This is a genomic window from Streptomyces sp. NPDC059788, assembly GCF_042732265.1.
In the GTDB taxonomy this organism is placed as follows: domain Bacteria; phylum Actinomycetota; class Actinomycetes; order Streptomycetales; family Streptomycetaceae; genus Streptomyces.
The window spans coordinates 59,753-80,687 of sequence record NZ_JBHWHY010000009.1 but is presented as its reverse complement, the minus strand read 5'-3'; the positions used below and the strand labels follow the sequence as shown (position 1 = coordinate 80,687).

Genomic DNA, 20,935 nt, shown 5'->3' with positions numbered 1-20,935 from the left:
GATCCGGGAGGTCAAGGCAGTGTCTTAAACGCGGGTCACTCGGTTAGATGAGCGTGGACACCAGAACACCCCGCACGCCTACGGGGGGACGCTCGCCGGGCTTCGATGACGAGCCGGTGCTGAGCTCGGTCAAGGTGCCGTGCGATCCCGCGCAGGTCATTGTCAATCACGCCAGCTTCCGCGTGCAGCTCGCCGCGTCCGCCGCGAGCGGCAGCGCGGTGGCCGACACCGCGCGTATCCCCGCGGTCCGGGAGCCGGTGGTCGGCAGACGCCGCGCGCCCGTGGTGTGGAGCGGCCGCACCGAACCGGGCGGCACCACCGCCGCCACCAGCCAACTTCTGCACGCCGTACGGAAGTCGGGACGGACCACGGTCGCCGCCGACGGCGGCGAGGACGGCGGCACCACGACCCAGGTGCTGCCCAGGGTCCGGCTCGACGAGGAGCAGCAGCCCGGCACCGCCGCCGGCACCCGTACGGGGACCGGCGGCCCCGCCTCGACCGTGGTCGGCCAGCGCGGCCCCGTGGACGCGGACACCACCCTGCTCAGGGGGGTGCGGCCGACCACCGGGGCCTACGACCACTACGAAGACGAGCCGCCGTACTCGCACGAGGAGACGGCGGCGTACGAGCGGTACGGGGACGAGCCCAAGCGGCGCGGCGGCGACACGATCCGGCACGCCTACTACCCCGGCCGCCGGATGAACCTCGGCGTCGTCCTGCTGCCGCTGCGCGTCTTCCTCGGCCTGATCAGCGTGTACGCGGGCATGGGCAAGCTCTGCGACCCCGTCTACTTCGACGGCGGCAAGCGCGGCTCCATGGTCAAGTGGCTCCAGTCGCTGGACCCTTGGACCGTCGTCGCGCCGCTGCGCGACTTCGCGGTCTCGCACCCCGTGGGCGCTGGCCTGACCGTGGCCTTCCTCCAGGTCGTGGTGGGCGTGCTGACCATGTGCGGGCTGTGGCAGCGGGTCGCCGCGTCGTTCGGCGCACTGCTCTCCGCGGCCCTCCTGATGACGGTCAGCTGGCGCACCGTGCCGGTCTACGACGCGCCGGACATCATCTACCTCGCCGCCTGGAGCCCGCTGGTCATCGCGGGCGCGCCGGTCTACTCGATGGACGCGAGGCTGGCCGGCGAGGCGTGGCGGCGGCTGGGCCCGCGGGTCGAGCTTTGGGACCTGCGGCGCCGGGTACTGCGCCGTGGCGCCGTCCTGACGGCCGTGGTCGCCGGTCTGACGCTGCTGGGCGGGTCGCTGCTGGGCGGGGCCGTACGGTCCGCCACGGTGCCGTCCGTACCGCAGCCGGGCGAGCCCGCGACGAACAACCTCCCCGGCTCGCCGCTGCCGCAGCAGTCGCAGCCCGGCGGGCCGAAGGGCCGGCAGCACGGCCCCGGGCACACCGGCAAGACGCCGAAGCAGTCCGGCAAGCCGTCGGCCGGCGCCTCGCGCAAGGCGGGCTCCCCGAAGGCGAAGGCACCCTCGGCCCCGGCACCCGGCACGGCACGGGCCACCGGCAGCGTGAACGGATCGGCGCAGGAGCCCGGCCGCACGTCCACCGGAACGACGCCGCGGCAGTCCGCACCGACGCGCGCACCGGCCACGACGCCCCAGGCACCGTCCGTCGGCGGCACCGCCGGTGGCGCCAACGGCGACGCGGACGAGAGCGGTTCGAGCAGCACCAGCAGCGGCAGGGGGCGCGGGAGCACATTGGGCGGCTTGTTGGGGTGAGGACGGGCGCCTGAGGCCCTGAGGGGGCAGGCGGGCCGGACGGGCGCCTGAGGGCGCGGGCGGGCCCTGGAGCGGTGTGAGCGCTCTGGGGCCCGCCGCGGTGCGTGGTGGGGCTGTGGTGAGGGCTTGTGGGGCTAGGGGCGCCCCCACCCCTCCCCACTCCGCCCACCCCACCTCAGGCGGACTGCGCCCCGATCAGGCGGACTGTGCCCCGAGTTCCTTCGCGGCCTCGGTCAGGTCCTTGGCGGTGTCGATGGCGCGCCAGTAGGCGCCGTGCGGCAGCGGGAAACCCGCCAGGCGGCGTTCGCGGGCCAGGCGGGGGAACGTGGTGCGCTCGTGGTCCCCGCGCGCGGGCAGCAGCCCGGTGAAGGCGGCGGAGAAGACGTACACGCCGGCGTTGATCAGATAGGGGGAGGGCGGCGACTCGATGAAATCGAGGACGTGGCCGAACTCGTCGGTCTCCACGGCGCCCCAGGGAATGCGCGGCCGGGCCAGCGCGAGCGTGGCGTCCGCGCCGCGCTCATGGTGGAAGTCCGCCATCTCGCGCAGCGAGAAACGGGTCCAGATGTCGCCGTTGGTCGCGTACCAGGGCTCGTCCGGCCGGGGCAGCGAGGCGGCGGCGTACTTGAGACCGCCACCGCGACCGAGAGGCTCGGTCTCGACAACGGTCGTGACACGCAGGGGAAGTTGTGCCTGGGACAGCCAGTCCTGGAGCACCTCGGCGAGATGACCGCAGGAGACGACCGCGTCCGTGACGCCCTCGGCGGCCAGCCAGGCGAGCTGGTGGCCGATGATCGGGGTTCCGGTGCCGGGAATCTCGACCATCGGCTTGGGGCGGTCGTCGGTGTACGGGCGGAGTCGCGAGCCCTGGCCACCAGCCAGGACCACGGCCTGCGTGGGGTGCGGGTACGGGGCTGTCATGGTTCGCACCCTATGCGGTGCGAGCCGGGCTCACTGGACAGAGGCGACGCCGGTGGCGAACGACGTATCGCAGACCGGCCGGGACCAGGCCTGCGCACGGTGCGCGGCACCGCCGTACTTGGCGACCGCGGCACGGCCCAGGGCGCGCGCGATGGCCACGCAGTGCTTGGCCAGCGAGGGGCGCTTGGTGGTCTCCTCCTGGAGGTGGGTCAGGGCGACACCGGGGTTCTTGTCCTGGAGTTCCACCAGGAGCCGGTCGCGGAGCACGTCCTGCGGCGCCCGGGAACCGGCCTTGGTGGAGGCGTTCTCGGAGGACGCGGTCAGCATCTGCGAGTCCGTCCCGGGCGACGCCCACGGAACGCGGGTCACCGCGAGCGTTCCGGACAGGACGAGCACGACGGGCAGGACGAGGGCGAGGGTTCGGCCGATACGGCGGGCTGCGGAGTTCACGGGGCGATGGTAGCGAGTAGTGATGATTTGGCGACATTTAGTCACCGAATCGAGCGATATTTTCGCTCGATGAACGTGCGCGATGTTGACGTACAGGCTCGAAATGACGGCTCTGCCGGGGTATTTGTCGACAAGCTACGTACGGCGACCGGCCACGCGAAACGGCGGCGCCGGCCCCGAGGGACCGACGCCGCCGTATGGGGACGCGCCTTGCTGGTGTTCGGCCGGGGGCCGGTGGCTGGGGGCTGATGGCCGGTGTCTGGGGGCTGATGACCGGTGGCTGGTGGCCGGCTCGACTGCTCAGCCTCTCGATCGGCCTCGGCCTCGGCCTCGGCCCCTCGGACCTCGGATTCCCGGCCTGGGGACTCAGCCCCTGCCCCGGCCTCCCGCCCCGCTCAGTCGCTCAGCCGCTCGCCCGTCGACGTGGAGAAGACGTGCGTCTCACCCGGCCGCGGCACGACGTGCAGCTCGGTGCCCTTTTCCGGCACCTGCCGCCCGTTGACCCGTACGACCAGGTCCTTGTGCTCGTCGCCGACGACCGCGGACCCGTACACGTACCCGTCGGCGCCGAGCTCCTCGACGACGTTGACGGTGACGGCCAGACCCGCCGGGGCGTCCGCCGCCTCCTTGGACAGCGACTTGGCGGCACTGCCGTTCTGCTCGACGATGTCGAAGTGCTCGGGCCGGACGCCGACGGTCACCGTACGGTCGCCCTTGTCGGCAGCGGCGGCCAGCGCCTCCCGGCTGACCGGCACGACGCTGTTGCCGAACTTCACGCCGCCGTCCGTGATCGGCACCTCGACCAGGTTCATCGCCGGCGACCCGATGAAGCCCGCGACGAAGAGGTTGTTGGGCCGGTCGTACATGTTGCGCGGCGAGTCGACCTGCTGGAGCAGCCCGTCCTTGAGGACGGCGACCCGGTCGCCCATCGTCATGGCCTCGACCTGGTCGTGGGTGACGTAGACCGTCGTGATCCCGAGGCGGCGCTGGAGACCGGCGATCTGCGTACGGGTCTGTACGCGCAGCTTGGCGTCCAGGTTGGACAGCGGCTCGTCCATCAGGAACACCTGCGGCTCCCGGACGATCGCCCGGCCCATCGCGACACGCTGCCGCTGACCACCGGAGAGCGCCTTGGGCTTGCGCCCCAGGTACTCGGTCAGGTCCAGGATCTTCGCCGCGTCCTCGACCTTCTGCCGGATCTCGGTCTTGTTGACCCCCGCGATCTTGAGCGCGAAGCCCATGTTGTCGGCGACGGTCATGTGCGGGTACAGCGCGTAGTTCTGGAACACCATGGCGATGTCCCGGTCCTTCGGCGGCAGGTGGGTGACGTCCCGCTCCCCGATCCGGATCGCACCGTCGTTGACGTCCTCCAGCCCCGCGAGCATCCGCAGCGAGGTGGACTTCCCACAGCCGGACGGACCGACCAGGACGAGAAACTCGCCGTCCTCGATCTCGATGTCCAGCTTGTCGACGGCGGGCTTCTCGGAACCCGGGTAGATGCGGGTTGCCTGGTCGTAGGTGACCGTAGCCATGGTGTGTCCCTTCACCGGCAGGAACGTGCCGGACGATCCGAGTAAAAGGAGTGGTGTAGTCCACTGCTGCGGACTGTCCGTGACGGTACCGGGGCGAACGCCCGGTGTCAGTAGCCCGCGGGTCACGAAATGGCGGCGCCAGGTAGGCTGCGTGCCTGGGTACACTGCACGAGGCACGCCTCCTTAGCTCAGCTGGTCAGAGCAACGCTCTTGTAAAGCGTAGGTCGTCGGTTCGAATCCGACAGGGGGCTCGGAGAGTGGGAAACCCCTGGTCACAGACGTGGCCGGGGGTTTCTTGTTGTTGCTGGGGGCGGCTGCGGGGGCGGGGTGGGTGGGCTGCGTGGCTGTGGGCTTCATGGTGGTGGTTCGAGGGCGGGGTGTACCGGATCGGGCCTCCGGTACGGGGTGTGGCGGTGATCAGCTTTGCTCGTCTCAGAGCTGGATCAATCCGGCGTCCGTCGGTCTGAAGCCGCAGGCGTCGAAGTAGAAGCGTTTCAGGTCGTCGTCGAAGTCGACGTGCAGCCACTCGCACTTGGCGGCGCGGGCTTCTCGTACGGCCGTGGCTACGAGTGCCGTACCGATTCCGCTTCCGCGGTGCTGTCGGTTCACGACCGTGTCCAGGATGAATGCATGGACGCCTCCGTCCCATGCGACGTTGACGAAGCCGACGAGTCGGCCGTCCTCCCGGGCGCAGACCCAGCCGAGGCTGTACCGGCGTAGCTGCCCTGACCAGTCGATTTCCAGGGGTGGGTGGTCGAATCCTTCGGCGTGCAGCGCGTTGACGGCTGCGTTGTCGAAGTCGCCTCGCCATTCGTATGTGACCGTCATGGCGCGATTTTAGGAGCCGGGCAAGTTGCCGGTGGCGGTCGTGGTGATGGTCGTGGTGGCGGTCGGGGCGGTGGCGTGCACTGGGTGCAATCTGCCTGGTGTGCGGCCCGAGTTCGTAGGCCGGTCTAGTTGTATAGCGGGTGAGTTGATCGGCTAGCTTGCCGCCATGACCGACGACGACATCGTCCTGCGCCTCGATCGGGCCAGTGCTGAGGACCTGCACGAGGTGTTGTGGCTGGTAGGGGAGCATCTCGCGGCCGGAGCGCCGATCCCTGACCTGCCTCACGAGGCCAACGAGCGGCTGAGCGGGGTGATCCGGTCGCTGGCGGGCGCGCTCGGCAAACGACATCCTTACTCGCCGTGAGCCCGTGGCGTGCCGGGTGAGAGCTGAGCTGTGCTGTGTGGTGCCCCCGGTGGTGCCCACGGTCCGCTTGGGGCGTATGGCGTTGACTTCCGCCGCGGCCCCCGGCTGTCGGTGCCGGAGGGGTTCGGCTGGCCACCTGGCCAGGTGGCCAGGTGGTCAAGCGCCGAGCGTCATGGCGCCTGTTGCTCGGGACTTGGCGGCCGATCGTGCGGCCCGTACGAAATCGGCGCGGGTCGCGGCAAGGCTGCGCGGGTGCCAGGCGAGGACCAGCATCGTCCCCGGGTCGTCGGCGACCGGTACCGCGGCCACGCGCGGGCCCAGTCGGCGGCGGATGCTTTCGCCCACCACCGTGGTGAGTTTGCCGAGGGCCACCAGGTCGATGATCTCGTCGATCGCGGCGGGCGGGGACGGGGCTTGGAAGGTGGGGTCCTGGCGTAGGTCGTCCCGTGCGATCTCGGGTCGGGTGGCGAGGTGGTGGCCGGAGGGAAGCAGGGCGACGGAAAGTTCCGGTGCCAAGTCCTCGCTGTGCAGCCCGCTGAGGTCGTCGGTGCCGCAGAGCAGACCGATGTCGGCCGTTCCGTCGCGCAGCGCGCCCGCCTGGTTGTCGGTGAAGACGATTTCGGTGGGCATCGCGTTGCTCCGGGCCGCGTAGAAGTCCATGACGTCGGCGAGCATTCCCGTCGCCGTGCCCGGTCGTACGGCTACGACGAGGCGATCTCCCCGAGCCGCCTGGCGCGCACGCCGTGCCGCGGCGTCGACGGCGTCCAGCACCGCTCGCGCGTCCGTCAGGAAGATTTCGCCAGCCGGCGTCAGCTCGACCCGTCGGCTGGTCCGGTGGAACAGCCTTGCTCCGACGCGCCGTTCGAGCCGCGCGATCGCCCGGGACAGTGGTGGCTGGCTGATGCCGAGCCGCTCAGCTGCTCTCGCGAAGTGGAGTTCCTCCGCCACGGTGACGAAATAGTCGAGTTCTCGAGTCTCCAGCCGATCCATACCTACAGGGTATCGAACGGGATCAGAACCGTCATGGCTCGGGTGCTTCCGCGGTGCTCAACTGGAAAACGCCCTTCCGGCGCAGACAGGTTCCGGCGGGGCGTACGGCATGAGGCGCGGTTACGTATTCGGTCCGGGTGTGGAGAGTTTGCGTACCCGTATGAGGAGAGACCATGAGCAATATCCACACGGCCGCCGGGTTCATCGACTCCCGTCAGCTCGGCAAGACGCTCGTGCACGAGCATGTGTTCGTCATCGGGGAGGAATACCGGATCAATTACGAGACCGAATGGAACGAGGAGGAGAAGGTTGCGCAGGCGGTTTCCGACCTCAATGGACTCAAGTCCCTGGGGATCGACTCGATCATGGACCCGACCGTTCTCGGGCTGGGCCGCTACATTCCCCGTATCCAGGCCGTGGCCCGGCAGACGGATCTCAATATCGTCGTCGCCACCGGGCTCTACACGTGGAACGACATGCCGCAACAGTTCGGCTACCGCGGGCCCGGCGAGATCATCGACCGGCCCGAACCGCTGACCGATCTGTTCATCAGGGACATCACCGAGGGTATCGGAGACACCGGGGTGCGCGCGGCCTTCCTCAAGTGTGCGATCGACGAGCCGGGGCTGACCCACGGCGTGGAGCGCACGATGCGGGCGGTGGCGCGGGCCGGTGTCGAGACGGGCGTGCCGGTCACCGTTCACACGCATGCCGCGTCACGGTCGGGTTTGGTGGCGCAGCGCCTTCTGGCGGAGGAAGGCGTGGAACCGGGCAAAATCATCATCGGTCACTCGGGGGATTCCATCGACCTCGAATACCTCACCGAACTCGCCGACAACGGGTCACTGCTCGGTATGGACCGGTTCGGTGTCGACGTATTCCTGCCGTTCGAGCAGCGGGTCGCGACTGTGGTGGAACTTGTCCGTCGTGGATATGTCGAAAGCCTGGTTCTCTCGCACGACGCGTCGTGTCACATTGATTTCTTCGACGACCCGAAGGTCATGGGGGAGAGGTGGAACTACCGGCACATCAGTGAGGACGTTCTTCCGGCGTTGCGGGTGGCGGGTGTCAGTGAGGAGGAGATCGACATGATGTTGGTGGGGAATGTGCGGCGTCATTTTGAGTGAGGTGGGGTGGGGTGGGGTGGGTGGGATGAGTGGGGAGGGGCCGGGGCCGGGGGGCTGGTGGTTGGTGCCGGTGTTGCCAGCTGCTCCTTGCCTCCGTCCCCGTCCCCCCAGCCCCGCCGGTGCCTGCGCCTGTGTCGGTTTCTGCTCACCGGCGGAGCTGTTTGCCGCATATAGCGCCGGGCTATCCCTTCACGTGCACGGAATATGCGGAATGCGCGGAATGTTTAGCCCGGCCACGCTTCAGCCGGCAGTCGCCGCCTTCTCCACAGGAATCCACAGCTCCGCCTCTGCCTGTGTCCCGTCGTCAGTTGTACGGGTGCGCAGGATCTCCGGACCCGGCCTGCTCCGGTACGGATTCGACGGGAACCACTGCGTGAATACGTCTCGCCACAGAATCTGGAGCGCTTCCGGATACGGTCCGGAGTTCTCGAATACCGCCCAGGTGCCGGCCGGGACGACCAGCGCGTCCAAGTCGTCCGGTGTGTCCGTCCGGGTGGTCACCACGGCGTGGTAGTAATCGAGTTCGGTGCCCTCCGCCCGGCTCGGGTCGAGGTCGTCGCACACGGCTACGAGCCCCTCCGGCTGCTGGTCGGACAGTGCCGTGATCCGCTGAACCGTCCCCTGGTCGATGCCGCGGACGAAATCCACGATCGCCGGGTTCGCGCCCTGGTGGACGAGTGGGACACGTGCCTTCTTGCCGACGACGTGGAACTGTTCCTTCTCCACGACCCGATATCGCATACTGCTGCTCCCTTCGACAATGAGACGGAAGGACATCCGGGGCTGGGAACGCAGCGAAGCGCCGTTCCGCCGTGCCTCGCCAGGACCCACGCCGTGTACGGCTCGGAACGCCCGCGCGAACGCTTCGCCCGACCCGTACCCGTACCGCACCGCGATTTCCAGCAGCGTCCGGTCCCCGGCCAGCACCTCGGCCCCCGCGATCGTGAGTCGCCGACGACGGATGTATTCCGACAGCGGGATGCCGGCGAGTGCGGAGAACATCCGGCGGAAGTGGTATTCCGACGTCATGGCGATACGGGCCAGTTCGGCCACCTCGATCTGCCGGTCGATATGCCTTTCGATGTGTTCCAGGGCCTCGTTCAGGCGCTCCAGCACTCCGGTCTCCTTCCCTTACGCCCATTACGTTAGGAAGACCGCATCATTGCGCACCCGACATCCTGTGCCCGGTTCGGTCGGGTGCCGGGGCCCCTGGGCGCCGACCGTGGGACCTGACCGGGGTGTCGACCGGCTTTATCGGCGGTCCGGCGGGTGGCGTATCAGGTGGCGTGTGGGGACTACGAGCGGCGGATGACGCGGGCGGCCCATGCGGCGGAGGAGGCGGGGCCGGCGGGGATGATTGTGACGCCGGGGCCGTTGATGGAGTGGCTGTGCGGGTACGTGCCGACGCGGTTCAGGGGGCTGGCGACCGCGCTGGCCGTCACCTCGGAGGGGCGGACGTAGTTGCTGGTGCCCGCGGAGGAGAAGGGGTTTGCGGAGCAGGCCACAGGGGTGGGCGCTGCGGAGCTGACCGCGTAGGGCGAGGGTGTGGACCCGTACGGCCTGCTGACCAAGTTGCTTCACCCGGGGCGGTGTTACGGCGTATCGGACATGTGGACGGCGCGCGCCGGAGCAGCAGGCTACGGGATCAGTACGACCTTGCCCATCGTGCCGCGGCTCTCCAGTGCGCGGTGCGCGGCTGCCGCCTCGGCGAGCGGGAAGCGCTGCACGTCGGGTACGAGACGGCCGGCCGCGGCCTCGGCGAGAGAGGCCGTCTCCAGAGTGCGCATCGGATTGTCGCCGCCTGCCCTGGCCATCATCACCGGGCCGAGCACGGACTCCGAGGTGATGCCGCGCGCTTCCAGCTCGCCCTCGGCGAACTCCAGCGGCCCGCCGGTCAGCAGGCCGCCGGAGGACCACCCGAAGACGAGGTGACGCCCGCCGTGGGCGAGCAGGTCCACGGAGGCACGGCCCGGTTCGCCGCCCACGGAGTCGAAGACGATGCTGGCACCGGAGGCCGAGCGCTCGTCCAGAAAGGCGCGTACCTCGGTGGGCCAGCCGTCCTCCCGGTAGTCCACGGCGAGGTCGGCGCCCAGCTTCCGTACACGTTCGACCTTGGCCGGGCCACCGGCGAGGCCGATGACGGTCGCGCCGGTGTTCTTCGCATACTGGACGATCAGGGAGCCGATGCCCCCGGCCGCGGCCGGGACGATCGCGATGTCCTCGGCGGTGAGGCCGGCGAGGAGCAGGATGCCCATGGTGGTGCGGCCGGTTCCGATCATGGCTACGGCCTGGGCCTCGTCCAGGTTGCCGGGGATTTCGTGGAGCTTTTCGGCGTCGACCACGGCCTTTTCGGCGTAGCCGCCCGGGTTCATGCCCAAGTGGGCGACGACCCGGCGGCCGAGCCACGCGGGGTCGGTGCCGTCGCCGAGGGCGTCCACCGTGCCCGCGATCTCCCGGCCGGGGATGGTCGGCAGGTCGGGGAGCGGCGCCGGGCCGCCCTTGAGTCCCTCGCGCAGTGCCGTATCGAGCAGGTGGACGCCGGCCGCCGCCACGGCGATCCGGACCTGGCCGGGGCCCGGGACGGGGGTCTCGGTCGTCTCGTAGGTGAGGTTCTCGGCCGGGCCGAAGGCGTGCAGACGGATCGCGTGCATGGTGGTCTCCAGGTGAGGGCGATGGCCGCTCGCCGGTCGGGTCGGTTCGGTTCGGCGGGCGGGCAGGGCGGGTGTAACAGGGAGGGGTACGGCGGGGGTGAGTACGGCGCCGGTGGCTGGCGTGCTGTGCTCGGCCGGTGCCGACGGCGGTGGCGGTGCCGGGGCCGGTGCGGTTGGCCCTCACTCTGTGTCCTCAACTGCGGTTGAGGTCAAGGACGGACCGGGAGGCCCGTGGACTCCCGTAGATGTCCGGTCAGGAGGCCCGCAGATGTGCGCCCCCGGGAACCGGGGAGGGGACGCGGGCCTTGGCGGTATTGCCGGCCTTGTCCGCCTTGGCTGCCTCGCCGGTCCTGTCGGCCTTGCAGGTCTTGCCGGCGATGGAACGCAGCGCCAGAGCGCTCGCTTCCAAGGCGCTGCCGAACGACACCTCGCTGAGGACACCGGGCGCCGCCACCTGGTCACCGGCCAGGTAGACGCCGTTGCCGCGGTCCACGGAGGGCCGGTCGCGCCAGGTGGTGCCGGGCAGGTCCACCGCGCCCGTACGGCCGAGGGCCAGGGCGTCACGGCGCCAGGTGAGGCGCTCGCGCCACTGCGGAAAACCGGCGTCCAGGAGGCATTCGGCGCGCGCGAGGCCGTCGGCGCGGTTCTCGTCCGGGCCGATGCCGACCTGGCACTGGAGCAGTTCCTCGCCGTTCGGGGCGAGGGACCGGTCCTGAGCGGTGAAACGTTCGACCCAGCCGGGGAAGTCGAGCCCCGAGACGGTGAACAGGTCGCCGCGCCGCGCGCGCAACGCCACGTCGAGCAGCGCCGTACGAGCGCTGGGCCAGGTCAGACGGTCGTCCTTGAGGAGGGCCCGGGCCGATTCGAGGTGGGTCGCGACAATCACCGGGCCGCCTTCGGGCAGTGCGTCGATGCGGGCGCCCGTCTCGATGCGTACGCCCAACTCGGCGGCCCGGTCGGCCATACGGGTGATGAGTTCGCCCCAGCCGCCCTGAATGTAGTGCGCTTCGGGCGGGAACGTGGTGGTGCGCCGCAGCCGCTCCTGGACGAAGGCCGCGGAGAGCAGGCCGGGGGCGTGGTGGAAGGTGGCGACGCCGATGTAGTGGGCTGCGTCGCGTGCCGCCTCCTCGCCCACCTGGGCGGTGGCCCAGCCGAAGAAGTCCTGGTCGACCGGGGCGTTGCGGAGACCGCGCAGCTTGATCAGGCCTGCCGGGGGGATGCGGCGCAGCGTGCCGTGCCGGTGGAAGCGGATGCGGGTGGCAGCCAGGGGCGGTAGCGGGGCGAGCGGCTTGAGGAGGCCGCGCTGCTTGAGCCAAGTCCAGTGCGGGCCGCCGTTGTAGAGGGCGTGTGGGCCTTCGTTGGTGCGGTACGGGCGTTCGGCGGTACGGGCCCGGCCGCCGAGCGAAGAGTGCGCCTCGTACAGGGTGACCGCTGCGTTGCCCTCGGCGGACGAGATGGCCGCGGTCAGGCCTGCGAAGCCGCCGCCGATGACGGTGATGTGGGGTCGTCGCATGGTGAACGCTCCTTCGGGCCGGGCCGGGCCGGGCCGGGTGTGGGTGTGGGTGTGAGGGGGTGTGGGAGGCCGGGCGCGCGGGTGCGCGGGCGGCTTTGTGACTTGGACGGATGGGGCGGGGGCGGTTGTGACATGCGCGATGGCGTGGGGCGTTTCGCCTGGTCAGGTGCCGGGTCCGGGGGATTGTCAGTGGGGTGGTTCACGATGGGTTCAGATCGCGGTTGTGGGGCGGAACGGATCGCGGTTGTGGGGCGGGATGTGCGGGTTGGAATCCGGACGGAATCCGGACAGAAGCGGTACGGGCAGACAGGAAGGCGGTGGACGGGCGTGACGGAGCGGGGCGGCGGGTCGGGGCGGCCGGGTCGGACGGGACAGTCAGGGCGGCCGAGGCGATCGGGACCTACGGGAGGGGAGGACCGGGCGGGAGGGACGGACGGGGTGCAGCGTCCGGTGCGGGAGGTGCGGCGGCCGGCGGTGCGGCTGCCGGATCTGAGCCCGTATCCGGGTGGGGAGTTGGAGACCGAGGGGGATTACGACGGGCTGGAGTTCGCCGATATCGACCTGGCGGGGCAGTCGGGGCGCGGGGCCCGCTTCATGGACTGCGCGATACGGCGGAGCGCGCTGGACGAGACGGTCCTGAGCCGGGCGCGGTTCATCGACAGCGTGCTGGACGGGGTGCGCGGTGTCGGGACGGACCTGTCGCAGGTGTCGCTACGGGATGTCGAGGTCCTGGACGCGCGGCTCGGCGGCGTTCAGATGCACGCGGCGGCGCTGGAACGGGTGCTGGTGCGCGGCGGGAAGATCGACTTTCTCAATCTGCGCAAGGCGAAGCTGAAGGACGTCACCTTCGAAGGGTGCGTGCTGGTGGAGGCGGACTTCGCCGGCGCGGAGCTGGAACGGGTGAGCTTCGACGACTGCACGCTGTCCCAGGTGGACTTCAGCGGCGTACGGATGCGCGACGTGGACCTGCGCGGGGTGGCCCGGCTGGACATCGCGCGAGGGATCGACCGGTTGGCGGGCGCGGTGATCAGCTCGGCCCAGCTGATGGACCTGGCACCGGCGTTCGCGGCGGAGATAGGGGTGCGGGTGGAGTGACGGTGGGAGGGGGAGCGGGGGGCCGGATTGGAGTTTCGGAGGGACGTACGGGAGGGGGAGCTACGGGAGGGACGTGACGGGGCGAGGGAGGGGGAACGGAGGCCGGGAGCGGAAGGCGGAGCCCGTCCTGGAAGCGGGCGGCGCGTCGGGGAGCTGAGTCGTCGGGGCGCCCGGCCGTCAGGCCCTCCGGTGCGCGGAGGCTGAAGCCCGGACGGAGGCGGGGGAGCGAAGCCGGCGCGGAGCCGAAGTCGGCAGGGAAGCAGGAACCGGGACAGGAACGGAACCCTGGACGGAGTCAGAGGGCAGGACGGGAACGGAAGCCGGGTCGAAGGCAGGAGCCGGGCGGGGTGCTGGAGCCGGGGCGAAGGCGGCAATCGGTAGGGATGTGGGGGTGGCGGCCGGGAGGAATTCGGGAGCCAGGATGGAAGCGATAGCCGAAGCGGACACGACGACGCGCGGGGACGCGACGGGCGCGGTGGTGCATGGGGACGCGGCGGGCACAGCGGTGCCCGGGGTGCGACGAGTGCGGTGGCGCACGGGGACGCGACGGGCACGGCGGTGCACGGCAACGTGACCAGTGCGGCGCTGGGGAAGGCGGCGGGTGCAGTAGCGCAAGGGGGTGTGGCTGGCGCGACGGTGTGCGGATACCTGGCAGGCGTGACAGGCATCCGCGCCGTGGCAGGCGGCGCGGCAGTACGCGGGTGCGGCGCCGCAGCCGGGGGGACGTTCAGACGCGGGGGAAGCGGGCCTGGAGGTCCCATACGGCCGGGTTGTCGCCGAGTCCGTCGTGCAGGTCGGTGAGGTCGGCGATCAGATCGTGCAGGAAGTCGCGGGCCTCGCGGCGCAGCGCGGAGTGCTGGAGGGTGAGCGGCGCTTCTTCGGCCGGCATCCAGTCGGCGTCGACGTCCACCCAGCCGAAGCGGCGTTCGAAGTACATCCGGTCCGCCGATTCGGTGAAATCCAGCTCCGCGAACTGTGGCTGCGCGGCGCGGTTGCCGAGCGGATCGCGGTCGATCCGCTCGACGATGTCGCACAGCGCCCAGGCGAAGTCCAGCACCGGCACCCAGCCCCAGGCGGTCTGGATCTCGCGGTCCGCCTTGGTGTCGGCCAGATAGACGTCGCCGCAGAACAGGTCGTGGCGCAGGGCCCGCACGTCGGCGGTGCGGTAGTCCGTCTGCGGCGGGTCCGGAAAACGGCGGGAGAGGGAGTAGCCGAGGTCGATCACGTTCTTGATGGTGTCACGCTCGTACGTTCGTCCGCGCCGTCGCGGGCAGTCGGTGCCGCGGTTCGCCGACGCTGCCGAGGCCTGTCGTGGCGGCCGGGGCTGTCAGCGGCCGCCGGTGGCCGTCGGCGGGTGTCGGTGGCAGCCGGAGAGCGGACGGGCACGTCGGTCGACGTACTCGTAGGTGAGCAAGGAGGCGCGACTACGGCAAGGTCAGCACCCGGGGCCTGCGTCCTTGATGGCCACGGTGTGTTCGAAGTGGGCGGCGCGGCTGCCGTCGGTGGGGCACAGTGTGCAGCTGTCGGAGGCAGGGTAGTAGTGGTCACCGCCGCCCGTCGGGAACATCGGCTCGACGGCGATGACCGGACCTTGGCGGAGCTTGAAGCCACGGCCGGTGCGGCTCTCGTTGGGGTCCCGTTCCCCCTGGGGCACGGGGTCCCGGGGCCTCGTCGCCCTCGTGCATCCGGCGGACGATGCCGTAGCCGCCGTAGCCGCCGTAGCCGCCGTAGCCGCCGTAGCCGCCGCAGTCGGCCGGAATGCCGTAGCCGGCGGCGTGCCTGATGCTGCTGACGGCGTGGGCGATGTCCCCGATACGGGCGCCGACGACCGCCCTGGCGCCGACGACCGCCGTGGCTCCCGCGACTGCCGTGGCTCCCGCGACCGCCGTGGCTCCCGCGACCGCTGCGGCGATGCCGGCCGCCAGGGCCTGCCGCGTGGTGTCCAGTGGCTTCCGTTCGGCTGGGCTTGGCTCAGGGCGCCGATCGTGAAGCTGACGGCCGCGTTGCCTGCCCACCCGGCGACGATCGCGCCGCAGTACTGGGAGTACCGGCAGTTGGGAGTACCGGCAGCGCCGCAGGGTCGGCGGCGGTCCGCTTATCCAGAGACGCCGCCCCCGCCCCCGACGCCGTCCCCGCCCCCAACGCCGTCCCCGACCCCGCCCCGACGCCGTGGAGCAGCCGGAGCCCCCGGAGCCCCGCAGCCCCCGGAGCCCCCGGAGCCCCGCAGCCCCCGGAGCCCCGGAGACCCCCTGTTGGGCTGTGACCGAGGGGGCTGGAGCAGCCCCCTGGCACGCGGCGCGCCCCGCCGGGGCGGAGCTCTCGGCGGGGCGCGACGTGTGCGTGGTGGTCGGGCGCGGGCCGTTCAGGGAGGGCCGCGCCCGGGGATCGCTCGGGATCAGACGTTGACGCCGAAGTCCTTCGCGATGCCGACCAGGCCGGAGGCGTAGCCCTGGCCGACGGCGCGGAACTTCCACTCGGCGCCGTTGCGGTACAGCTCGCCGAAGACCATGGCGGTCTCGGTCGCCGCGTCCTCGCTCAGGTCGTAGCGGGCGATCTCGGCGCCGCCGGCCTGGTTGACGATGCGGATGAAGGCGTTGCGCACCTGGCCGAAGTTCTGGCTGCGGTTCTCGGCGTCGTAGATCGAGACCGGGAAGACGATCTTGTCGATGTCGGCCGGGAGGGCGGCCAGGTTGACCTTGATCTGCTCGTCGTCGCCCTCGCCCTCACCGGTGACGTTGTCGCCCGTGTGCTCGATGGACTGGTCCGGCGTGACCTTGTTGTTGAAGAAGACGAAGTGCTGGTCCGAGAAGACCTTGCCGCTCGTGTTGACCGCGATGGCGCTCGCGTCGAGGTCGAAGTCCGTGCCGGTGGTGGTGCGGACGTCCCAGCCGAGGCCGACCGTGACGGCGGTCAGGCCCGGTGCCTCCTTGGTGAGCGAGACGTTGCCGCCCTTGGACAGGCTTACAGCCATGGGGATGTCCCTTTCCTCGTCGAATCGTCGGGCTCCGTACTGCTGACGAAGCTACCGTCACCCTGCACAACGCCACTAAGGGACCGTCGGGTTCCAGCTCCCTTTACTTTCTTTGCCAAATCCTGATGCCGGGTGGCGGGGAGGCGTGCCGGATGCAGGGGGACGGCAGTGGCGGTGCGGCAAAAGAAGGTGACGGGAGCGGGCGGACGCGGGATCATGGGGGCATGTCAGGGCCCTACGTCATCCGCGGTTCGGTCACTCTCCCGGAGGCCGAGCTGGTGTGGCGTTTTTCGCGTTCCTCGGGCCCCGGCGGGCAGCACGTCAACACCTCGGACAGCCAGGTGGAGTTGCGTTTCGACGTCGCCGGCACCGATGCGCTGCCGGAGGTCTGGAAGGAGCGGGCGCTCCAGCGGCTGGCCGAGCGCGGCCGGCTGCTGAACGGTGGGGTGGTGTCCGTACGGGCCGCCGAGCACCGTTCCCAGTGGCGCAACCGGGAGACCGCCGCCGTACGACTCGCCTCGCTGCTCGCCGAGGTCACGGCGCCGCCGCCCAAGCCGCGGCGCAAGAGCCGGATACCGCGCGGGATCAACGAGCGCCGGCTGCGGGAGAAGAAGCAGCGCGGCGACGTCAAACGCGGACGCTCCGGACGCGACTGGACGTGAGCCCCGAGGCTTGAGTCGCGTGAGCGAGCATGAGGCTGTGACGTGAGCCCTCCCCGGCTTCGATAGACGGAGTCTGCTCCCGCCCTCTCCGGCCCCGCCCGCTCCTCACCCCAAATGCCGATACTTCCCCCGGAAATACGTCAGCGGCCCCTTGTCCGCCCCCGGGGCCCCCGCCGTCAGCACCCGCCCGATCACCAGGGTGTGGTCGCCGGCGACGACTCGTTGTTCCGTACGGCACTCCAGCCGCGCCAGCGCCCCGTCGATCAGTGGTGACCCGGTCGCTTCGCCCCGTTCCGTAGGAATGTCCTGGAAGAGCAGTCGGTCGCTGATGCGGTTCTTCATGGCGAACCGGCCCGCAATGTGCCGCTGCCCCTCCGACAGCACCGAAACCGCCCATAGGGGCTGGCGTTCCAGAAGGTCGTCCATGCGGGAGTCGTTGCGAACGCTCACCATCACCAAGGGCGGTTCGAGCGATACGGACATGAAGGCCGTGGCGGTCATGCCCACGTCCTCGCCGCGCGGCCCGTCCTCCGCGTCGTGTGCGGTGATCAGTACGACCCCGGCGGCGAGTCGGGACAGGGCGGCGCGGAACTCGTCGTCACTCACCCCTCCAGGATGGGGGATCGGGCCTTCACCGGGTGCGGAGAGTGGCGCGGCGGGCGCCGTGGGGCGATCGCCGGGCGTGGCGGCGGAGGTTTTCGTGAACACGCCATGAACGCTAACGGGGGCCGTGGGCGGCCCGCATCGGGCCCGGGGACCAGGCGCGCCCTAGGTCCGGCGGCGGAGCCCTCCCTTGCGTCCGGATTTGCGTTCAGGAATTGTAGAAGCGGCCCCGGCGACCCGATTTCGAAGATCATCAAGTGACCGCCACGCTCTGTGACTTGAGTCACAGCAGCCAGTAATTGTTGACCCTGTGTACCGAGTGAACAGCTCACTGTGATTCAGTGGCCGTGGCAATCGGACGACACAGAATCCTGGAGTTGCTGTCGAGGTCTCGGGGAGAGCGAGCGATGGAGACCGAGTCGGAGCCATACGTCCGTCTTGCGACCCTGCGGCAGCTGCACCAAGTGGTCGCCGAGCTGAACACCGCACGCAGCCTTGCGGACACCCTGCAGACCGTCGCCGACGGAGTGATCACGGGGCTCGGATACGAGCTGGCCGCGGTCAACCTCGTACGGCCGGACGGTGATCTCGTGGTGGCCGCGGTCGCCGGCAGCGCCGGTGCCGAGGCCCTCATGGCGGGCCGGGTCGGCTCCCGCCCCTCGTGGGACCGCCGGCTGAACATGGCCGAGCGCTGGGGCGGCCTGTGCTTCATCCCGCACACCGAGGGCTGGGTGCTGGACGACGACGATGTGCCGCAGTGGCACGCCGCCGGGCCCGAGCCGCGCTTCCCCGGCGAGTGGCATCCGATGGACCGCCTCTTCGCGCCCATGTACGCGGCCGCGAACGGCGGCGGCGAACTGCTCGGCGTGCTCTCCGTCGACAAGCCGCGCAACGGCCGCCGCCCCGGCGCGTGGGGGCAGGAAGCCCTGCAGATGTACGCGTTCCAGTCGGCCATCGCGATCAGCAACGCCCGGCTGCGCGCCAACATGCAGCGCGCGCTGGTCCGCCTGGAGCGCGAGCAGCAGGCCCTGCGCGCCAGCGAGGAGAGTTTCCGGCAGGCCTTCGAGTACGCGCCGAGCGGCATGGCCATCGCCGAAATGGGTGGTGACCAGCACGGCCGTCTCCACCGTACGAACGACGCGCTGTGCCGTCTGCTGGGCCGCCCGGCGTCCGCCATGCGCCGCTACTCCTTCTCCGATCTCGTCCACCCCGAGGACATCGGCACGCTGCTGCGCACCTCCGCCGAGGGCGGGCGCGCCGAGCTGCGCCTCGCCCGCCGCGACGGCACGTACGTATGGGTCTCGCTGCGCAACTCCGTCGTCGCCGACACCGCCGACGGGCCGCGCTTCCTGCTCACGCACGTCGAGGACATCGAGGAGCGCAAGCGCCACGAGCTGCAGCTCGCGCACCGCGCCAGTCACGACGCGCTGACCGGCCTGCCCAACAGTGCCGAGCTGCGGGCCCGGCTCGGCGCCCGGCTGTGTTCGCGCCCGCCCGGCTCGGACGCGGACGCGTACGCCTCGGCCGCCTCCGCCGCGTCGGTCGCCGCCTTCCAGGAGGCGCACGGTTTCGGCTCCGACGGCCCCGAGGTCTTCGACGGGTACGACGCCGCCGACGGCCCGGAGCGGGGGCCGACCGGCCCGTACGACCACCACGTCCACGTCATCGCGCCGTCGGACGGGCCGGAGGACGACGGGGCCAAGGGGCTCGCGGTCCTCTTCTGCGACCTGGACGGCTTCAAGTCGATCAACGACCGCTTCGGGCACCACACGGGGGACGCGGTGCTCATCGAGGTGGCCCGGCGGCTGACCAACGGCGTACGGGACGGCGACACGGTCGCCCGGCTCGGCGGTGACGAGTTCGTGGTCCTCGCGGACGGCCTCGGCAAGGCCGACGCGCAGGACCTCGCGGTCCGGCTCCGCAACGGCATCATCCCGCCCATTCGGGTGGACGGCCGGGCGGTCCGGGTCGGCGCGAGCTTCGGCATCGGCTGGGCGGCCTGCGGGATGTCCGCCGAGGAGGTCCTGCAATCCGCCGACCAGCGGATGTACGTCGAGAAGCGGTCCCGCTCGAAGGCGGGCCGGCGCGCGGGCTGACCGGCGCGCGCCCTGGGGGGCCGGAGCGCCCCGGGCCGCGCCCGCGCGCCCCCTCAGCCGTGCACCCGCACACCACCGTGCACCCGCACACCACCTCCGCCGAGCCCCCACCCCGCTTCCGCCGGGCCTGCACCCCCCTTCCGCCGGGCCTCCATACCGCTTCCGCCGGGCCCCCGCCCCGCGCATCTGTAGCGATCCTGTGGCCGTTCCGGCTCGGCGTGGCATCCCTCGAACGGGGTAGGCTGCGCCGATGCGGCGGGGCGCCGCCGGGGGCCTGAGAATCAGTACAGCCATCTCGTACAGACCGCTGGGGAGTGACACGGAATGACGGCCGGCAACAACGGCGCGGGCACGCCCGAGGACGACGACCCGTTCGCCCACCTCTACCGTTCCGAAGGCGGCGAGGGCGGCGCACAGGGCACGGCGGGCGGCCCGGCGGAGCGTCGGCCGGGCGTACCGCGTGCCTCGTACAACCAGGTGCGCGCGGTCGGCGAGCGGCAGTACGGACAGCGCCAGTACGGCCAGCAGCAGGTCCCCGCGCAGCAGCCGTACGGGCAGCAGAACCAGCAGCCCTACGGGCAGCAGAACGCCCACTACGCGGCCCCCGAGACGCTCCCCGGCGGCGACAACGCCCGCCAGGGCCCACCCCAGGGTCACGGCGACGGCGCGCCCCGGCGCAACCACAAGGGCCTGCTGATCGGCGCGGTCGCGGTCGTCGCGGTGGTCTGCGTCGGCATCGGCGTGGCGATGATCACCAATAGCAACAGCGACAAGAAGGACGAGGCGGGCGGCGGCGACCCGACGCCGACGGCCGGTGAGTCCGTCGAGCCCAGCGACAAGCCGTCGAGCAAGCCGTCCCAGGGCCCGCTGCCGAAGGAGGCCGCGGCGTCGCTCTCGCTGAGTCCGGAGGCGAGCACGGACAAGTCGGTACCGGGCGCGAAGTCGCCGAACGGCGCGTACGTGTCGCTGAACAAGGTCGGCGCCGCCGCCACCTGGTCGGTCGACGCCCCCGAGGGCGGTGACTACACGCTGCTCATCGACTACGGCGTGCCGGGCAAGGACGCGAAGACGACGCTCGGGGTGAACGGCGGGACACCCGACAAGATCAACATGTCCAACTTCGCCCACGCCTCCGAAGGTGCCTGGGACAAGGGCTGGACGTACACCTACCGGTGGATCAAGCTCAACAAGGGCACCAACACGCTCAAGATCTCCTGCGAGCAGGGCGACCAGTGCGAGGTCAACCTCGACCGCGTCCGGCTCAAGGCGGGGCATGTGAAGGGCTGACGACCGGCCCCGTACGTGTGCGCCGACGTCCGGGCCGGCCGCCTGTGCCGACGACCGGCCCCGCACCTGTGCGCCGACGCCCCCTCAGGCGACGTCGGCGCCTTCGGCCTTCGGGACGCACGCG

19 protein-coding genes, 1 tRNA gene and 1 pseudogene are annotated in these 20,935 nt (G+C 70.9%); 8 read left to right on the top strand and 13 right to left on the bottom strand.

Annotated features, from left to right (window positions below):
- Positions 1–47 precede the first annotated feature (47 nt).
- Entirely contained in the window at positions 48–1,721 is a 1,674-nt protein-coding gene (locus ACFV57_RS10360) for a DoxX family membrane protein (RefSeq protein ID WP_385228250.1), read from the top strand.
- Between the two features lie 195 nt (positions 1,722–1,916).
- Here the strand turns inward: ACFV57_RS10360 and ACFV57_RS10355 are convergent, their stop codons facing one another.
- The 3 genes from ACFV57_RS10355 to ACFV57_RS10345 form a co-directional block, all read right to left on the bottom strand.
- Positions 1,917–2,642 carry an NDP-sugar synthase gene (locus ACFV57_RS10355; protein WP_385228247.1) on the bottom strand — a complete coding sequence of 242 codons (726 nt, stop codon included), beginning with the start codon at positions 2,640–2,642 and terminating at the stop codon, positions 1,917–1,919.
- A gap of 30 nt (positions 2,643–2,672) precedes the next feature.
- The gene (locus ACFV57_RS10350) at positions 2,673–3,092 is read right to left on the bottom strand and encodes a hypothetical protein (RefSeq protein ID WP_073759362.1); all 420 of its coding nucleotides are present in this window, start codon (positions 3,090–3,092) and stop codon (positions 2,673–2,675) included.
- A gap of 395 nt (positions 3,093–3,487) precedes the next feature.
- Positions 3,488–4,624, bottom strand: coding sequence for an ABC transporter ATP-binding protein (locus ACFV57_RS10345; protein ID WP_385228243.1), 1,137 nt, complete (start codon positions 4,622–4,624; stop codon positions 3,488–3,490).
- Positions 4,625–4,801: 177 nt separating this feature from the next.
- On the opposite strand from ACFV57_RS10345, the gene ACFV57_RS10340 reads away from it, so the two are divergent.
- Positions 4,802–4,875, top strand: a tRNA-Thr gene (locus tag ACFV57_RS10340).
- A 181-nt stretch (positions 4,876–5,056) separates the two neighbouring features.
- Here the strand turns inward: ACFV57_RS10340 and ACFV57_RS10335 are convergent.
- Positions 5,057–5,452 (bottom strand): GNAT family N-acetyltransferase, encoded by a 396-nt coding sequence (locus ACFV57_RS10335; RefSeq protein ID WP_385228240.1) that lies wholly within the window; start codon positions 5,450–5,452, stop codon positions 5,057–5,059.
- A 166-nt stretch (positions 5,453–5,618) separates the two neighbouring features.
- On the opposite strand from ACFV57_RS10335, the gene ACFV57_RS10330 reads away from it, so the two are divergent.
- A complete protein-coding gene (locus ACFV57_RS10330; protein WP_385228237.1) occupies positions 5,619–5,816 on the top strand; it encodes a hypothetical protein in 198 nt (65 codons plus the stop codon).
- Positions 5,817–5,972: 156 nt separating this feature from the next.
- Here ACFV57_RS10330 and ACFV57_RS10325 read toward each other — a convergent pair whose 3' ends face one another.
- Complete coding sequence (locus tag ACFV57_RS10325; RefSeq protein WP_385228234.1) at positions 5,973–6,806, bottom strand: LysR family transcriptional regulator; 834 nt, start codon at positions 6,804–6,806, stop codon at positions 5,973–5,975.
- Between the two features lie 173 nt (positions 6,807–6,979).
- Here ACFV57_RS10325 and ACFV57_RS10320 point away from each other — a divergent pair, with 173 nt between their 5' ends.
- Entirely contained in the window at positions 6,980–7,933 is a 954-nt protein-coding gene (locus tag ACFV57_RS10320; protein WP_385228232.1) for a phosphotriesterase, read from the top strand.
- Between the two features lie 240 nt (positions 7,934–8,173).
- Here ACFV57_RS10320 and ACFV57_RS10315 read toward each other — a convergent pair whose 3' ends face one another.
- From ACFV57_RS10315 to ACFV57_RS10300, 4 genes are all read right to left on the bottom strand, one after another.
- Positions 8,174–9,049, bottom strand: coding sequence for a GyrI-like domain-containing protein (locus tag ACFV57_RS10315; RefSeq protein ID WP_385228229.1), 876 nt, complete (start codon positions 9,047–9,049; stop codon positions 8,174–8,176).
- A 179-nt stretch (positions 9,050–9,228) separates the two neighbouring features.
- On the bottom strand, positions 9,229–9,438 hold the full coding sequence (locus ACFV57_RS10310) for a hypothetical protein (RefSeq protein ID WP_385228226.1): 210 nt from the start codon (positions 9,436–9,438) through the stop codon (positions 9,229–9,231).
- Positions 9,439–9,570: 132 nt separating this feature from the next.
- Positions 9,571–10,584 carry a zinc-binding dehydrogenase gene (locus tag ACFV57_RS10305; RefSeq protein WP_385228223.1) on the bottom strand — a complete coding sequence of 338 codons (1,014 nt, stop codon included), beginning with the start codon at positions 10,582–10,584 and terminating at the stop codon, positions 9,571–9,573.
- A 253-nt stretch (positions 10,585–10,837) separates the two neighbouring features.
- A complete protein-coding gene (locus ACFV57_RS10300) occupies positions 10,838–12,097 on the bottom strand; it encodes an NAD(P)-binding protein (RefSeq protein ID WP_385228220.1) in 1,260 nt (419 codons plus the stop codon).
- A gap of 450 nt (positions 12,098–12,547) precedes the next feature.
- Here ACFV57_RS10300 and ACFV57_RS10295 point away from each other — a divergent pair, with 450 nt between their 5' ends.
- Complete coding sequence (locus tag ACFV57_RS10295) at positions 12,548–13,192, top strand: pentapeptide repeat-containing protein (RefSeq protein ID WP_385228556.1); 645 nt, start codon at positions 12,548–12,550, stop codon at positions 13,190–13,192.
- A gap of 727 nt (positions 13,193–13,919) precedes the next feature.
- On the opposite strand, the gene ACFV57_RS10290 is transcribed toward ACFV57_RS10295, so the two are convergent.
- The 3 genes and pseudogenes from ACFV57_RS10290 to ACFV57_RS10280 form a co-directional block, all read right to left on the bottom strand.
- On the bottom strand, positions 13,920–14,417 hold the full coding sequence (locus ACFV57_RS10290) for a hypothetical protein (RefSeq protein ID WP_385228218.1): 498 nt from the start codon (positions 14,415–14,417) through the stop codon (positions 13,920–13,922).
- 199 nt (positions 14,418–14,616) lie between these two features.
- A pseudogene (locus tag ACFV57_RS10285) lies at positions 14,617–15,227 on the bottom strand (M24 family metallopeptidase); the annotation flags it as partial.
- A gap of 360 nt (positions 15,228–15,587) precedes the next feature.
- A complete protein-coding gene (locus ACFV57_RS10280; protein ID WP_385228215.1) occupies positions 15,588–16,163 on the bottom strand; it encodes a TerD family protein in 576 nt (191 codons plus the stop codon).
- A gap of 224 nt (positions 16,164–16,387) precedes the next feature.
- On the opposite strand from ACFV57_RS10280, the gene arfB reads away from it, so the two are divergent.
- Entirely contained in the window at positions 16,388–16,825 is a 438-nt protein-coding gene (gene arfB, locus ACFV57_RS10275; protein ID WP_385228212.1) for an alternative ribosome rescue aminoacyl-tRNA hydrolase ArfB, read from the top strand.
- A gap of 105 nt (positions 16,826–16,930) precedes the next feature.
- Here the strand turns inward: arfB and ACFV57_RS10270 are convergent, their stop codons facing one another.
- A complete protein-coding gene (locus tag ACFV57_RS10270; protein ID WP_385228209.1) occupies positions 16,931–17,533 on the bottom strand; it encodes a flavin reductase family protein in 603 nt (200 codons plus the stop codon).
- Between the two features lie 302 nt (positions 17,534–17,835).
- Between ACFV57_RS10270 and cdgB the strand changes: the two genes are divergently transcribed.
- Positions 17,836–19,524 (top strand): diguanylate cyclase CdgB, encoded by a 1,689-nt coding sequence (gene cdgB, locus ACFV57_RS10265; protein ID WP_385228206.1) that lies wholly within the window; start codon positions 17,836–17,838, stop codon positions 19,522–19,524.
- 324 nt (positions 19,525–19,848) lie between these two features.
- Positions 19,849–20,811, top strand: a complete 963-nt coding sequence (locus ACFV57_RS10260; protein WP_385228203.1) for a carbohydrate-binding protein — start codon at positions 19,849–19,851, stop codon at positions 20,809–20,811.
- The last annotated feature ends 124 nt before the right edge of the window (positions 20,812–20,935 follow it).

Bases quoted from the DNA above. Each gene is read 5' to 3' on its own strand.
- ACFV57_RS10330 (WP_385228237.1), top strand. From the start codon at position 5,619: ATGACCGACGACGACATCGTCCTGCGCCTCGATCGGGCCAGTGCTGAG.
- ACFV57_RS10325 (WP_385228234.1), bottom strand. From the start codon at position 6,806: ATGGATCGGCTGGAGACTCGAGAACTCGACTATTTCGTCACCGTGGCG.
- ACFV57_RS10260 (WP_385228203.1), top strand. From the start codon at position 19,849: ATGACGGCCGGCAACAACGGCGCGGGCACGCCCGAGGACGACGACCCG.
- ACFV57_RS10335 (WP_385228240.1), bottom strand. From the start codon at position 5,452: ATGACGGTCACATACGAATGGCGAGGCGACTTCGACAACGCAGCCGTC.
- ACFV57_RS10345 (WP_385228243.1), bottom strand. From the start codon at position 4,624: ATGGCTACGGTCACCTACGACCAGGCAACCCGCATCTACCCGGGTTCC.
- ACFV57_RS10360 (WP_385228250.1), top strand. From the start codon at position 48: ATGAGCGTGGACACCAGAACACCCCGCACGCCTACGGGGGGACGCTCG.
- ACFV57_RS10355 (WP_385228247.1), bottom strand. From the start codon at position 2,642: ATGACAGCCCCGTACCCGCACCCCACGCAGGCCGTGGTCCTGGCTGGT.
- arfB (WP_385228212.1), top strand. From the start codon at position 16,388: ATGTCAGGGCCCTACGTCATCCGCGGTTCGGTCACTCTCCCGGAGGCC.
- cdgB (WP_385228206.1), top strand. From the start codon at position 17,836: ATGGAGACCGAGTCGGAGCCATACGTCCGTCTTGCGACCCTGCGGCAG.
- ACFV57_RS10300 (WP_385228220.1), bottom strand. From the start codon at position 12,097: ATGCGACGACCCCACATCACCGTCATCGGCGGCGGCTTCGCAGGCCTG.
- ACFV57_RS10280 (WP_385228215.1), bottom strand. From the start codon at position 16,163: ATGGCTGTAAGCCTGTCCAAGGGCGGCAACGTCTCGCTCACCAAGGAG.
- ACFV57_RS10320 (WP_385228232.1), top strand. From the start codon at position 6,980: ATGAGCAATATCCACACGGCCGCCGGGTTCATCGACTCCCGTCAGCTC.
- ACFV57_RS10305 (WP_385228223.1), bottom strand. From the start codon at position 10,584: ATGCACGCGATCCGTCTGCACGCCTTCGGCCCGGCCGAGAACCTCACC.